This is a genomic window from Pantoea sp. QMID4 (genome assembly GCF_030270445.1).
In the GTDB taxonomy this organism is placed as follows: Bacteria; Pseudomonadota; Gammaproteobacteria; order Enterobacterales; family Enterobacteriaceae; genus Pantoea; species Pantoea vagans.
Map to the genome: position 1 here is coordinate 696,617 of NZ_BSXL01000001.1, position 12,975 is coordinate 709,591.

General features: G+C 54.5%; 19 protein-coding genes. 7 read left to right on the plus strand and 12 right to left on the minus strand.

Going from position 1 to position 12,975, the window contains the following annotated elements:
* Nucleotides 1-3: 3 nt before the first annotated feature.
* From fliL to fliF, 7 genes are all read right to left on the minus strand, one after another.
* Nucleotides 4-489, minus strand: a complete 486-nt coding sequence (fliL, locus tag QSK07_RS03070; protein ID WP_285720415.1) for a flagellar basal body-associated protein FliL — start codon at nucleotides 487-489, stop codon at nucleotides 4-6.
* A gap of 127 nt (nucleotides 490-616) precedes the next feature.
* Nucleotides 617-1,885, minus strand: a complete 1,269-nt coding sequence (locus QSK07_RS03075) for a flagellar hook-length control protein FliK (protein WP_285720416.1) — start codon at nucleotides 1,883-1,885, stop codon at nucleotides 617-619.
* The gene (gene fliJ, locus QSK07_RS03080; RefSeq protein ID WP_003854478.1) at nucleotides 1,882-2,325 is read right to left on the minus strand and encodes a flagellar export protein FliJ; all 444 of its coding nucleotides are present in this window, start codon (nucleotides 2,323-2,325) and stop codon (nucleotides 1,882-1,884) included. The genes QSK07_RS03075 and fliJ overlap by 4 nt, the downstream gene beginning before the upstream one ends.
* 19 nt (nucleotides 2,326-2,344) lie before the next feature.
* Entirely contained in the window at nucleotides 2,345-3,715 is a 1,371-nt protein-coding gene (gene fliI, locus QSK07_RS03085) for a flagellar protein export ATPase FliI (RefSeq protein WP_013358284.1), read from the minus strand.
* The gene (gene fliH, locus QSK07_RS03090) at nucleotides 3,715-4,407 is read right to left on the minus strand and encodes a flagellar assembly protein FliH (RefSeq protein WP_285720417.1); all 693 of its coding nucleotides are present in this window, start codon (nucleotides 4,405-4,407) and stop codon (nucleotides 3,715-3,717) included. Before fliH ends, fliI begins: the two co-directional genes overlap by 1 nt.
* Nucleotides 4,400-5,392: a flagellar motor switch protein FliG gene (gene fliG / locus QSK07_RS03095; protein ID WP_013358282.1), complete on the minus strand. Its 993-nt coding sequence runs from the start codon at nucleotides 5,390-5,392 to the stop codon at nucleotides 4,400-4,402. The genes fliH and fliG overlap by 8 nt, the downstream gene beginning before the upstream one ends.
* A complete protein-coding gene (gene fliF, locus QSK07_RS03100; protein ID WP_098052993.1) occupies nucleotides 5,389-7,116 on the minus strand; it encodes a flagellar basal-body MS-ring/collar protein FliF in 1,728 nt (575 codons plus the stop codon). The genes fliG and fliF overlap by 4 nt, the downstream gene beginning before the upstream one ends.
* 232 nt (nucleotides 7,117-7,348) lie before the next feature.
* Here fliF and fliE point away from each other — a divergent pair, with 232 nt between their 5' ends.
* Nucleotides 7,349-7,660 carry a flagellar hook-basal body complex protein FliE gene (fliE, locus tag QSK07_RS03105; RefSeq protein WP_013358280.1) on the plus strand — a complete coding sequence of 104 codons (312 nt, stop codon included), beginning with the start codon at nucleotides 7,349-7,351 and terminating at the stop codon, nucleotides 7,658-7,660.
* 153 nt (nucleotides 7,661-7,813) lie between these two features.
* Nucleotides 7,814-8,215 carry an STY1065/STY2022 family phage-derived protein gene (locus QSK07_RS03110; RefSeq protein WP_285720418.1) on the plus strand — a complete coding sequence of 134 codons (402 nt, stop codon included), beginning with the start codon at nucleotides 7,814-7,816 and terminating at the stop codon, nucleotides 8,213-8,215.
* Between the two features lie 29 nt (nucleotides 8,216-8,244).
* Here QSK07_RS03110 and QSK07_RS03115 read toward each other — a convergent pair whose 3' ends face one another.
* Nucleotides 8,245-8,547 (minus strand): hypothetical protein, encoded by a 303-nt coding sequence (locus tag QSK07_RS03115; protein ID WP_275222477.1) that lies wholly within the window; start codon nucleotides 8,545-8,547, stop codon nucleotides 8,245-8,247.
* Nucleotides 8,548-8,948: 401 nt separating this feature from the next.
* A complete protein-coding gene (locus tag QSK07_RS03120) occupies nucleotides 8,949-9,149 on the minus strand; it encodes a hypothetical protein (protein ID WP_285720419.1) in 201 nt (66 codons plus the stop codon).
* Nucleotides 9,150-9,466: 317 nt separating this feature from the next.
* Here QSK07_RS03120 and QSK07_RS03125 point away from each other — a divergent pair, with 317 nt between their 5' ends.
* Complete coding sequence (locus tag QSK07_RS03125; protein ID WP_285720420.1) at nucleotides 9,467-9,715, plus strand: hypothetical protein; 249 nt, start codon at nucleotides 9,467-9,469, stop codon at nucleotides 9,713-9,715.
* A 64-nt stretch (nucleotides 9,716-9,779) separates the two neighbouring features.
* Here QSK07_RS03125 and QSK07_RS03130 read toward each other — a convergent pair whose 3' ends face one another.
* Entirely contained in the window at nucleotides 9,780-10,412 is a 633-nt protein-coding gene (locus QSK07_RS03130; protein ID WP_285720421.1) for a helix-turn-helix domain-containing protein, read from the minus strand.
* Nucleotides 10,413-10,550: 138 nt separating this feature from the next.
* Between QSK07_RS03130 and QSK07_RS03135 the strand changes: the two genes are divergently transcribed.
* The 3 genes from QSK07_RS03135 (at nucleotide 10,551) to QSK07_RS03145 (ending at nucleotide 11,680) form a co-directional block, all read left to right on the plus strand.
* Nucleotides 10,551-10,934 carry a hypothetical protein gene (locus tag QSK07_RS03135; protein WP_098052998.1) on the plus strand — a complete coding sequence of 128 codons (384 nt, stop codon included), beginning with the start codon at nucleotides 10,551-10,553 and terminating at the stop codon, nucleotides 10,932-10,934.
* Nucleotides 10,921-11,262 (plus strand): hypothetical protein, encoded by a 342-nt coding sequence (locus tag QSK07_RS03140; RefSeq protein WP_098052999.1) that lies wholly within the window; start codon nucleotides 10,921-10,923, stop codon nucleotides 11,260-11,262. The genes QSK07_RS03135 and QSK07_RS03140 overlap by 14 nt, the downstream gene beginning before the upstream one ends.
* Nucleotides 11,263-11,413: 151 nt before the next feature.
* Nucleotides 11,414-11,680, plus strand: a complete 267-nt coding sequence (locus QSK07_RS03145; protein WP_285720422.1) for a hypothetical protein — start codon at nucleotides 11,414-11,416, stop codon at nucleotides 11,678-11,680.
* Between the two features lie 38 nt (nucleotides 11,681-11,718).
* Here QSK07_RS03145 and QSK07_RS03150 read toward each other — a convergent pair whose 3' ends face one another.
* Complete coding sequence (locus QSK07_RS03150) at nucleotides 11,719-11,958, minus strand: DinI-like family protein (protein WP_003854508.1); 240 nt, start codon at nucleotides 11,956-11,958, stop codon at nucleotides 11,719-11,721.
* 175 nt (nucleotides 11,959-12,133) lie between these two features.
* On the opposite strand from QSK07_RS03150, the gene iraP reads away from it, so the two are divergent.
* Entirely contained in the window at nucleotides 12,134-12,433 is a 300-nt protein-coding gene (gene iraP, locus QSK07_RS03155) for an anti-adapter protein IraP (RefSeq protein WP_013358264.1), read from the plus strand.
* Nucleotides 12,434-12,624: 191 nt separating this feature from the next.
* Here the strand turns inward: iraP and QSK07_RS03160 are convergent, their stop codons facing one another.
* A complete protein-coding gene (locus QSK07_RS03160; RefSeq protein WP_008926858.1) occupies nucleotides 12,625-12,948 on the minus strand; it encodes a DUF6388 family protein in 324 nt (107 codons plus the stop codon).
* Nucleotides 12,949-12,975: the final 27 nt, after the last annotated feature.

A 12,975-nucleotide genomic window follows, 5' to 3' on the forward strand; every position in this document is an offset into this window, starting at 1 on the left:
GATTCACCTCAAAATGAAGGCAGTAAACAGCACGTCGCTTACGGCCTGCGGAGGTTGACCTTTTACCAGCGGAGGTGTCAGCGCCTGTTTGATTTGTTCAACAAGCGCCTGTTTTCCTTGCTCTGTCGCCAGCGCCGCAGCACTCTGACGCGAGAGCAGCAGCAGCAGACGGCTGCGCACCTCAGGCAGATAGTCATTCATCCGACCCCGGGACTCCTCATCAGCCAGACGCAGGGTAAAGCCTACGTAAAGCACGCGGTCAGGATCGTTGTCGGGATTGACCAGGTTAACCGTAAATGTATCAAGTGCAAAAAAGACCGGAGCGGGAGGCGGTTCAACTTTCGCCACCTCAGGCTTATCGCCCTCGTGTTTGTTCATCATTCGCCAGACTGCATAGCCTGCCACGCTGCAAGCGGCCAGCGTCAGAATGATCAACACTGGTATTAAGATTTTACGTTTGCTGCCTTTTGCTTTCGCGTTATCAGACATGGTGCAGTTACTTCCTGTGAATTATGGGCAAGCCTCTCGGCTCACGGGACAGATTATCCGCGTCTTAAGTCAAACCAATGGGTAGAAAAGACGCGGGTTTTACGCTTACCTTCAGCGTTTGCCGCTGTCAGGCGAAAGTGTCGACGGCGCTGTTGCCGCTGACGCGAGCCTGAAGGGCAGCGGGAACGGCAATCGGCGTAATGTCGGTGTCACTGTCCTGGGTGAGGGAGAAGCGGCCATGCTGTCCATCGCGGCGCGCCTCCTGTTGCTGCTGGAATTGCTGGCCCTGCGCGGAACTGTCACTGCTCACCTGACTCTCGCCCAGGTTGATTCCGCTCTCTGCCAGCGCGCTGCGCAGCTGCGGTATCGCGGCTTCCAGTGCCGATCTGACGTGGCTATGGCTGGAAACCAGACTAATTTGTGCCTGGTCGTTATCCAGTTTCAGGCTGATCTGGATAGCGCCAAGGTCTTCCGGATGCAAACGCAACTCTGCGTTCTGCTGGCCGTTGCGGCTGAACATCACAATCTGCTGACTCAGCGCCTGCTGCCACTCGTCGCTGCCCAGCTGTGAATTCAGCATCGGGGTGGACGGGGTGCTGCTGGTCGCGGAGGCGGTCACCGGCGCGGGCAGGCTGCTGGCGCTGGTGAACGGTGTGGCGCTGATCGCGTTGTCGCTGGTGCTGGCTTTGATCGCACTCTGATCATCCTGCTTCACCATATTGCTCAGCGCCTGCTGGAAACTACTGTCGAGCGTCAGGCCGCTGCTGGTCGCACTTTGCGCGGCGGGCTGACTCTGACTGGCGGTGCTGTTCACCGCAGGTGCGTTCTGCGTAGCACCTTTAGCGTCATGCTTCTCATCTTTACCTGATGCAGGGCTCTGCTGTGCGCTATTCAGCAGTTGCGTCAGCGAGGTCTGACTTTTCCGGCCGGTGTCGGTCTGGGCAATCAGCTCGCCTGCCTCACTGCTGACCGGCGTCGAAGGCGCCGCTGTCGGGGTTACCGCACCCGGTAACATGGCGAACAGGGCCTGCACATTCTGCATGTCACTGGCGCTTAAGGGGGTAGCCTCCGCCTTGTCTTTATCATCGGCTGATTTTGTACCAGCTTTAGTATTTTCCGGTTTAAACAGGGCGGTCAGTTCAGCAGGATTATCCAGCGCCGCCATCAGCGCATTCAGCGGCGCCTTCGGTCGGGCGTCGTCGGCAGTTTCTGCTTGTACATCAGCGGATTGTGCCGCTTTTCCCTGCTGTTTCGCCAGGCCTGCCAGCTGGTTTCCCAGCGTGGTCAGAAAGTCCTTTGGCAAGGCATCAGCCCCTGCTGCAAGGTCCGTCACGCCTGATGGTTCCGCGTCGGTTTTAGCCGCCGCTTTTAAGCCAATGTGTGGCAGCGTAATCATTCGCCTCTCCTCGATGCGGCCCGTTGGGCAAATTCATCCATCCGTTTCTGATCGAGACGGTTTTCCTGTCGTAATGCATTTTCCGCTGCCCGCGTTATCAGGGTCTGATAGGCGTTCAGCCGCTGCTGTTTGTCGCGCCAGTTGATCAGCGCCTGCTCCAGTCGCTGATTCCAGTTATTAAGCTGGTTGCGATGCTGCTCAATCGCTTTTTCCAGCGTCTGAATAAACTGGTGATAGTTCGTCCAGCGGGTGCTGGCGATGCCGGACGACATATCATCGTTGAGTTTGTTGCGATACTCGTCCTGATAATCGAGCAGCATTGTCAGCTGCTCATTAGCGGCGTGCTGGCCGCGGCGCATATCGCCTAAATAGATGGCGGCACGTTCGAGATCCTGCTCCGCTAAGTCGCGCAGCGTATCAATGGCATTTGCAGTTTTCATTGCCGTTACCTCGCGTTAATTACTGTGACGAGCCAAACAGCGCATGCAGATGCAGGCTGGCGTCGTCATAATCGCTGCGCTCAAAGATGCCCTGTTGCAGGAAGGCTTCCATCTGCGGATAGAGCCTGATGGCTTTATCGAGCATCGGATCGCTGCCGGCAGCGTAGGCCCCGACGCTGACCAGATCGCGGTTACGCTGGAAGCTGGAGAGCAACTGCTTAAACTGGCGCACCTGCGCATAATGGTTCTCATCGATCAGCGAGGTCATCGCACGACTGATCGAGGCTTCGATATCAATAGCCGGATAGTGGCCCGCTTCGCCAAGGCGGCGCGACAGCACGATGTGGCCGTCAAGGATGGCGCGCGCGGAGTCCGCGATCGGGTCCTGCTGATCGTCGCCTTCAGTCAGGACGGTATAGAAGGCGGTGATCGAACCGCCGCCGTCGATGCCGTTACCGGCACGCTCAACCAGCGCAGGCAGTTTGGCGAACACGGAAGGCGGATAGCCTTTGGTCGCCGGTGGCTCACCAATCGCCAGCGCGATCTCACGCTGCGCCATGGCGTAGCGGGTCAGGGAATCCATAATCAGCAGTACATGCTTGCCGCGATCGCGAAAATCTTCAGCGATACGGGTGGCGTAAGCGGCACCCTGCATACGCAGCAGCGGCGACACATCCGCCGGGGCAGCTATCACCACCGAACGGGCGCGGCCTTCAGCACCCAGAATGTTCTCGATAAAATCTTTAACTTCGCGGCCACGTTCGCCAATCAGACCGACCACGATAACGTCCGCTTTGGTATAGCGTGCCATCATGCCGAGCAGCACGCTTTTCCCCACGCCTGAACCGGCAAACAGACCCATACGCTGCCCGCGACCGACCGTCAGCAGGGCATTAATGGCACGCACGCCGGTATCCAGCACGTCGGTAATCGGCGTACGCTGCAGCGGGTTAAACGGCGGGGTGATCAGCGGTGCGCGATAGCCGGTATCCGGCGACGGCAGGCCGTCCAGCGGTCGGCCGCTACCGTCGAGCACGCGGCCCAGCAGTTCCGGCCCCAGCATCAGCTGTTTGCCCGCCTGCGGGTTGTCGCCATTCTGACGCGCATAGACCCGCGCACCCGGTAAAATGCCGTCCACTTCTTCCAGTGGCATCATCAGCAGTTTCTGACCGTTAAATCCCACCACTTCACTTTCGATTTCGCTGATGGTTTTGCCATCGTTGCGTTCGATGATGCAGGTCGCACCCAGCGGCAGCTGTAAACCGGTCGCTTCCAGCACCAGGCCGGTCGCGCGGGTCAGGCGGCCATAACGGCGCACCGGCTGCACCTGGGTGATGCGTTTTTCAAAGGCGTCGAGCGAGCCCAGCCAGCGGTTCAGACGGGTAGTCATCAGATTTCTCCCGGCGCGGCAAGGCGGCAGAGTTCCTGCCAGCGCGTGGCGACGCTGGCATCCAGATCGCCATCTTCAGCGCTGAGTTTGCAGCCGCCAGGGTGCAGGGCGCTGTCTGCGATCAGCCGCCAGCCGTGCAGATCCAGCGTCGGACCTAAAGTCTGCTCAATACGCTGTAAGTCGTCCGGGTGAACACGCAACTGCGGTTTGCCGCTGAACATCGGTTCCTGCTGCAGCAAGCCCTGAATCTGGCGCAGCAGGGCGGTGCCATCCACCGTGGTGGCCTGACCAATCACCGAGCGAGCCGCTTCCAGCGCCAGCTGCATCAGACGGGCAGCAATCACGCTGTCCAGGGATTCCAGTGTATTCTGGAACTCCGTCACCAGCTGCTGCATCCGCGCCTGAAGCGGCGCCTGCTGCTGCTGGGCATCGGCCAGTCCCTGCTGAAAACCGGCGTCGTAGCCCGCTTTCTGACCTTCGGTCATACCCTGCTGATAGCCTTCGTTGTAACCCTGGCCCTGCGCCTCTTTGCGCATCTGCTGCTGCAGGCGTTCGAGCTGCTGTTGCTGCTCATCCACGCCGTCTTCAGCTTCGTAGATTACTGGCTGCAGCTCCGGTTCAGGCTCGTCTAAACGGCCTAAATCAGTGGGCTGCCACAGCTGCCAGGGGCGGGAAGAAAATGCATCAGACATAGGTTTCCTCGCCACCACCAATCACCATCTCGCCCGATTCGGCCAGGCGACGGACCACCAGCAGGATCGCTTTCTGTTCGTTTTCCACGGCGGACATACGCACCGGACCGCGGTTGGCCAGATCGTCGCGCAGGATATCGGCCGCACGGGCTGACATGTTCTTGAGGAACTTCTCGCGCAGAGGCTGTTCGGAACCTTTCAGTGCAACCAGCAACTGTTCGGACTCCACTTCCTGCAACAGACGCTGGATGCTGCGGTCGTCTACTTCCACCAGATTTTCGAACAGGAACATCTCGTCGATAATTTTCTGCGCCAGTTCGCCATCGAAGTCGCGTACCGCTTCGATAACGGCCTCTTCCTGCTGTGTTTTCATCAGGTTGATGATCTCGGCTGCGGTTCTCACGCCGCCCATCTTCGCGCGCTTGAGGTTGGTGCCATCCAGCAGGCCATTCAGCACTTCGGTCAGTTCGGCCAGCGCGGCTGGCTGCACACCACCAAAGGTGGCAATACGCAGCATCACGTCGTGACGCAGACGTTCGTCGAACAGCGCCACAATATCGGCGGCCTGACCACGCTTGAGGTGGACCAGGATGGTGGCGATGATCTGTGGATGCTCGTCGCGGATAAGGTCGGCGGCCGCCTGCGGCTCCATAAAGTTGAGCGTTTCCATCCCGCTGGTGGTTTCGCGCGTTTCGAGAATGTCCTCCAGCAGGCTGGAGGCACGCTCTTCGCCCAGTGCCCGGGTCAGCACCGAACGCAGGTATTCGTTGGAGTTCAGGCTCAATGCAGCAAACTGCTCAGCATCGGTTTCGAACTCACGCAATATTTCAGTCAGCTGCTTGTGTGACACCTGACGCATGTTGGCCATCGCCGCGCTCAGGTGCTGTACTTCGCGCTGGTTCAGGTGTTTGAAAACTTCCGCAGCACGCTCTTCGCCGATGGTCATCATCAGGATGGCGCTTTTTTCGGTTCCGGTCAGACTCATAGCTCTTTACTCATCCATTCGCGAATCACCAGCGCAACAACGCGCGGATCGTTTTCTGACATGTCGCGGATGCGTTGACTCATCACTTCTGCGCTCATGCGGTTGTTAGACTTACGTTCCTGATCCAGCTCATCTTTGCTGAGCTGCACATTAAAGGCCTCTTCTTCTGGCTGTTGTGTAGCGGCGCGGGCAGCAACGGCTTCTGCAGCAGCTTTCTCGGCGGCCTGCTTGCGAACCAGGTGCGGACGAACCAGTTTGCGGTAGAGGATAAAGGCTACCAGAGCAATCAACAGCCACTTACCGGCGTTCATCAGCTGATCAAAGAAGGATTGCTGTTGCCAGAAGGGCAGATCGGCGGTCACTGCTTCAGTGGTGTTGAACTGCGAGTTCACCACGTTGACGCTGTCGCCACGCGTCTGGGAGTAACCCATCGCTTCGCGGGTCAGGTCTTCAATCTGCTTCAGCTGCTGCTCGTTCAGCGCAACCGCTTTGCCTTTATCATCTGCACGGAAGTTCACGACGACCGCAACCGACAGACGCTGTACGTCGCCGACGTTAACTTTGGTATGACGAATGGAGCGATCCAGTTCGTAGTTCACCGTATCATCACGACGCGAGTTGGTGGGTGCTGAGCTCGCTGCTGCGGTACTACTGGTCTGGCTGGCATTATTCGCCGCATTGTTCTGGCCATTAGCATTCTGACCATTGGCCGCATTGTTGTTTGGCGTCGTGACTGGCGCGGTGTTAGCTGGTGCAGGCTGGTTAGAGAGCGCGCCTGGCACGCCACCCGGATAAGGGCTGCCCGACTGGTCGCTGGTGCTGGTCTGACGCGAACGGATCGCCGTGTTCGACGGGTTAGCGTTAGGCTGATATTTCTCGTCGGTCTGCTCGCTGGTATCGAAGTTAATCTGCGCGGTAACCTGCGCATGCACATTGCCCTGGCCGAGAATCGGATTCAGGATCGCTTCGATACGTTGCTGGTAGCGCGCTTCAACTTCAGAAGAGTACTTCAGCTGCGCGTCATTCAGATCGCGACCGGCGTTATCAGAACGGGTCAGCAGACGACCAGTCTGATCGACCACAGTGACGTTGCCCGGCGGTAAACCGGCGACGCTGCTTGAAACCATGTGGGCGATGGCCTGAATCTGGCCTTCATCCAGCGCACGGCCAGGCTGCAGGGTTAAGGTAACAGAGGCGGATGGCGCTTTCTGCTCACGCACAAATAAGGTTGGTTTAGGCATTGCCAGATGAACGCGGGCGCTTTTGACCGGACCAAGTGATTCGATGGTGCGGGCCAGTTCGCCTTCCAGCGCGCGCTGGTAGTTAACCTGCTCGCTGAACTGGCTGATTCCGAACTTCTCTTTATCCAGCAGCTCAAAGCCCACCGAGCCGCCTTTTGGCAGACCCTGCTGAGCCAGACGCAGACGCAACTCATGCACGTTCGCTTCCGGCACCATCAGTGCGCCGCCGTTTTCGGCAAAGCGGTAGGGGATGTTCATTTGCGTCAGCTGGGTGACGATGGCGCCGCCATCTTCATCAGTGAGATTGTTATAAAGGACGCTATAGCTGGGCTGCTTTGCCCACAGCACCATCGCGATCACGATCGCCACCACGGCGGCGGCCGCGACGATTAAAGGAATACGCGGATTTGCGCGCAGGCGAGCGAGCAGGTCACCGAAGCCTTTCTTTTCTTGTTCTGTTGTGGCGGCTGTGCTCGCATTCATGACCGATTCCTGCCTGACGTAATTGACCGGGTAAGTTGAGATGGCAAAACAGACTCCCTGACCTGCGTAGATAAAATTTCCACTTCAATGCCAGGCATTATTAGGTGATAAGTAAAATTCGATGGCTGGATAAGGTAGGTTTTTTGCTGTCATTTAGCGGCTTTGTCTCATTGACAACATGCTAACTTTTCCTCACATCAAAAATGTCATCTTCTTTAATAAGGTATCGTTCATGTCCATTCAGGCAATTGACGGCGTACTACAGCAGCTTCAGGCGACCTCACTGCAGGCCAGTAACCGCAGCAGTGAAGCCACTAATCAGATCGATTTTGGTGCGACCATGAAAGCGGCGCTGGATAAGATCAGCGAGACGCAGACCACCGCACGCACCCAGGCGCAGGATTTCGAGATGGGGAAACCCGGCATCGCGCTGAATGATGTGATGGTCGATCTGCAGAAATCATCCATCTCCATGCAGATGGGAATTCAGGTCAGGAACAAGCTGGTGTCGGCGTATAGCGAAATTATGAATATGCAGGTTTAGGTGGACTGATTTCGCGGCTCAATGAGCACCTGCCTGGTGGCAGAGGAGGGATGCCAGCATCAAAGATGATTTCTCTGGTACGTCTATTGGCCTGTACTGGCAATCATGCAGGCCTCATTGGCTATACTGCCTCTTATCAGGAGCCGTGCAGCAGTGAACTCACTTTTTGGCACAGGCGATATCTCATCACCCATCAACAGGATGATCAGCCCGATGCTAAAAAAACTTTTTCTGATAACGTCACTAATCGGTTTATCGGCCCCAGTCTTTGCTGCCACACAGTGCGGGCCATTTAACCTTCAAACCGATAAGAATGGCTGGTTCTCAGTCAACGGGGAACGCGCGAAGACCCAGAAGGTCACGTTTTCAAAAGAGAAGGGTGATTACGACAACGCCACGATAAAATTGCTGGTTAAAAACAGCAAAGCGCCGGGGATGGTAGAAATGGAGCTGACGAATCGTGAGGGAAAAGGCATGTTAAGGGCGCAAATCGTCCGCACCAGTCAGAGTCAGATCCGCATACGGGGACTCTATGATTGTGAACCCGCTAAATAGCCTGACCAGCAACCAGCCCGGCGATGCCGCTAACGCATTGTTTTGCAGTTTGTAATCATCGCTGAAACCAGTGCGCTGATATCCGCCGCTTTTAGATCGTAGTAAAACGTCGCGCTGGTCTGATGATGACTTAGCTTCGCAATTTCAATCCAGGCGACGGTTTCATTATCCAGCCTGAGGTTATATCGCTTCGCGCCAACTGGCAGCGGATCATCCTGCTCCAGATAAGCCCGCTGATTCTGTGCCATTTCGGTAAGGCAGGATTCAACCTGGTAAGGATGGCCGTTGAACCAGGCAGTCTTCGTTTCCGGATGTAATCTAACCCGTCTCATATCCACGCATCCGCTCTCGTTATTATTTTCCCGGCTAATCTGCGCCCTTAAGGCATGGTCACAGACCTGTAATAAGTCAGCCTTAACCCATAGTACAGTATTCAGCTTCACCAATTCATGAATACAGTATATATGCGCCTTATTTTTAGTTAACTGAGGCCGGATGGCATGGTCAACTTACGGAAAATGAACACAAATTGGCTGCCCGAAAACAAACTCCCAGGATTTAGTGAACGGTCTGTCAGGGGGATTTTTTGCCACAGTAAAACAGGACGGTAATGAAGCGGTGAGAAACGATATTACATAAAGCTATCCTGACCTGGGAATACCGGCGTACCACTTCCCTGAGGTTTACTTAAGCAACGGTCACCAGCGCGCCCGCCGGGCGCGCCATCTGCCCGTCAACTTGCTTTGTAAGGATCTTTCTTATCATCCTGGCTGTCATCATTTTTGCGCGGCACTTCACCATGATCTTTTGGGGCGTCGGTGGCGGGATGATCATCTTCTTCATAGGCATTGCCTGCGTTTGGCGCAGCTTCAGGCAGGCTTTTGCTGGCATCACCTTCTTTCTTACGTTCTTCATTCGTATTGTGCTTAAACATAACTCACTCCTTTTTTCCAGTGCCTTAAGTCTAGACCAGCCCTGACATCCCGCATTTACATCGTGATCAGGAGAGCAAAAAAAAGCCCGCCAGAGGCGGGCTAATCGGAGTTTCTTTCATACTGAACACGTCATTTTTCGATGTTATGTGTGCAGCACAGTCATGCTAACGGTAAAGGCACGCTGCAGAAATGGACAAATCTGTCATATCACCTGCGGCAGGTCACATTCCCGATGATAAAAATATCGATTAATAAATTCGATTGAAGAGATTAATAAAAGGCATATAGTGACCTGCGTTACCAGGAGATAGAAATTATGTTACGAGACTATTTAAAGATTGAAGCAGAAGACCAGCTAATTGAACAGCGCACACTGAGTCTGAGAAATCGTGGTCAGGAAGAGGTGACGGAATGGATTATTGTCAGCCGCCAGGGTGTCAAAAAAGGCGGCGTGACCCTGTTCGACAAACTCAGCACCCGCCGCTCATGGCCAGTGAACTATCGCATTTTGCAGACAGATTTGCAGGGCAAGGTAGTGGTGGATCAACTGGTCGACGCTCTGTAGTTGCACGACTATTACTCTGGCAACTGTTATACGCTGAAAAGTGAACCCGCGCCCGGCGGGTTTTTTATGTCTGCCGATAGCGGCGCAATTCAACCAGTGTGCCTGTCAGCTGCAGGCTGTCGCGGCTTGAATGCAGCCCGGGAAAGTTGATATTGACCGGAGCCAGCTCAAACTGCTCAACACCCTCTTCACTGCCTCGCTGACGCCAGATGCGCAGCAGGGCATTTTGTTGCTGCATTGCCAGCACGCAGTCGCCGGGCTGAGGTGCCAGGCTGGGATCAATGATCACCACATCCTCCCGCAGAATCGCGGGCGTCATCGCCTGTTCTTCTACCCGGATGGCGAAACTCTGCTGCGACAGCGCCATATCGTTGTGCATCAGTAGCTCATGCCGGACAGCACCGGCGTCCTTCAGCCATTGTGCGACGTCGCGCTGAGCAAGCAGCGGCATCTGACGCAGGCCAGCCCAGGTATTCTCGCTGAAAACAGGACCATCCCCATCTATCAGATAAGCCGGTGCGCACCCCAGCGCTTCGGCAAGCCGCAGCAGGTTCTCACCGCGCGGCAGCGTCTCCACTTTTTCCCATTGCGAAATGGCCACATGGGAGACTTTTACCTGTTGCGCCAGTTGCTTCTGCGTTAATTGAAGTGCTTTACGTCGGAGTCGGATGCGGTCACCCAGCGTTTCGTTTTTCATCAGCTTGACTTTTTGATTAAGAGTGACTTAAGTATACTTAACTCTGGTATTTAAGCAATCTTAAAATCAGGGGGGGGAGGACGTGGCTGTTTTGCACGCAGTGTGTTCCAGAGACCTTACCGGAAAAAGGGGTGTGGCATGGAAAGTAGTCTGATTACCAGTATGGGTGCGTTAGTTCTGGGTGGGGGTGCAGCAGCACTGTTCTGGAAACCGTTATTGGCGGGTATTGCGTCAATCGTAACCAGTAATCGAGCCGGCGGCGAAATTATTACTAGCTACAAAGAGCAGGTAGTGTTGCTGAAAGAGAGCAACCTGATGATACGGGAGGAGAACGATGAATTACGTGAACGTCATGACAGAAATCTGCGGCGTATCGCGACACTCGAAACGGATCTGCGGTTAATCAAGAATGCCGTGGGCATTTTACTGGCAATGACCGAAACCGGTCAGAACGATAAATTTCGTAATGAGATTGATCGGCTGATCTCAACTCTGGAGGATCGCAGCGATGGCAACGATTAATAGCCTTAAGGCACCTATCTCATACCGGCGCAAAGTTATTCTTGGCTGCATTCTGCTGAGCTGTTCGATGATTTGCATCCTGATGACGATTATTTTTCTCTACGTCAGTAACACAGCAAATAAACGGGTCGAGGAGATTCGGGCGGATTATCGGGTTATCGCGGCACGGCGTGATGACCGGGTGGATTTGCTGACCAGTCAGGTCGCAGCGTTACAGCACAAGCTCAATGTGATTCCGGATCGCGAGGCTGACAAAACGACCACAAAAGTAAAAGAAGTCGTGATTGAGAAGGAGGTGCCATCTGCGAAACCCCCGGAGAAACCGTAACTTCCGAATATTCTTAGTGCGGCTTCGCTATTATCGACTAGTTTTAAATCTCCGGGCGACATTTTGTATCTGAATTTACGCTCGCTGATTGGCCGGCTGATGAACCGCTAAGCCTAATCACTTTTGATAACTGACCAGAAGGAAATTTAGCATGAGCGATTCAACAGAAACCAAGACGAAAACTGACTATCTGCGTGACGTGACCTCTCAGCTGAAAGAAATGCGTCATTATGCACAGACGAACACCGAAACCCTCTCCAGCCATTGGTTAGCGTTTGATGCCGGTGAGTATAAAGACAAGACAAACGCCGAGCGTATTGATGCGTTGCTGAATAAGCAGGGGAAACTGCTGGAAGATCTGGATGCCGCCATTCAGGACATTGAGATCGAAATTAATCACAGTGAGCAGGAGAGCTGATTCATCTCCCGCTAACTGCTGCGGTGGCCGCTAAAGGATTAGTCGGCCACCAGCCACATTTCCGCTTCGTCGAACATCTCTTCAACAATACGCGCAACTGTCGCCTTATCGTTCTTACTTAAATCAGTATCAATCGCGTTACGTTCCATCGGCTTAACCTTGACTTCAATGTCAGGAAAAACCCGATGCACCCGCTTTTCCAGCTCCTCACGAATCATCTCGCGAGCACCCGGTAAACCGGCAACGTTGCGCTTGTCATAAATCAACTCAACAAACATGATGGCAATCCATTCAGGGCAAAATCGCTGATATATAATACTGTAAATAAAAACAGTAGCAAGGCGGCGCGCCTGATTTCGCGTAAATTTTTATCTCGCGCAAACCTCAATCTTCGACTAGCAAAATGCGCACGCATCGCGACATAATGCTGGCTTACTTTTCAGGAGGTCCGCGATGCGACAACTGGTCATTGATATTCTGCTAAAGCTGGCAAAGATGGACGTCGATGCAAAAGAGCTGACGGCGCAGCTTGAAGCGCAGTCCCTGCTGGTTGCAGCGCTGCTGGTGCAGGCGAAACAGGACAACTCGCTGACCATTACAGAAACGGTGCAGGATGCCATCATTACCGCTTCGCAATCGTCGACCGAGTTTTTGCAGTCGGATGTTGATCTGCTGCTGACGCACATCAATCGTCTGCTGGCGGTTGCAAGTTATGTAGAAGTGAAAGGCAAAGCCACAGAAGAGCGAGAGTAGGGCCATTTATCAATACACCGCCGGAGAGGAAAGCCCGGCAACCTCTCCGGAGGCAGTGAAGGTGCTTTGCCCGTAAGGGCAATCATCACCTGCAGCATGATGTGAAAGTATCGCGTTTTGCTCTACTGCTTTATCCGATGCTGTACGGCAGGCCGAAAGGTGTCATTTACACCTGTCCGGTGCATTGCAAATTACAGCTCGTTTTTAATGCAGAACTCTTCCCAGCTCATCCCCAGCGACTCAGCATGAGATTTGAGATAGGTCTCGATAGCCTCAGCCGCTACCGCTTTATCCGGCTCAGCGAGCTGAATAGAAAAAATCATCCCATCCAGATTTTTCTGCCGTAAAAAGGCTGCATAGATGCGTTCGGCATGCCATTCACGCAGCTGGCGCAGCGACAGATTAGCAGCACGGGCATCGCTCTCCGTCAATTCATCCAGTGCAGACTGAAAGTCGGGATGCGCGGTAAAAAACATTTCACGAGCCTGGGCATAGTAGGCTTCTGGCGTTTTCATATTTATATTCCTGAAAGTCTGATGCAG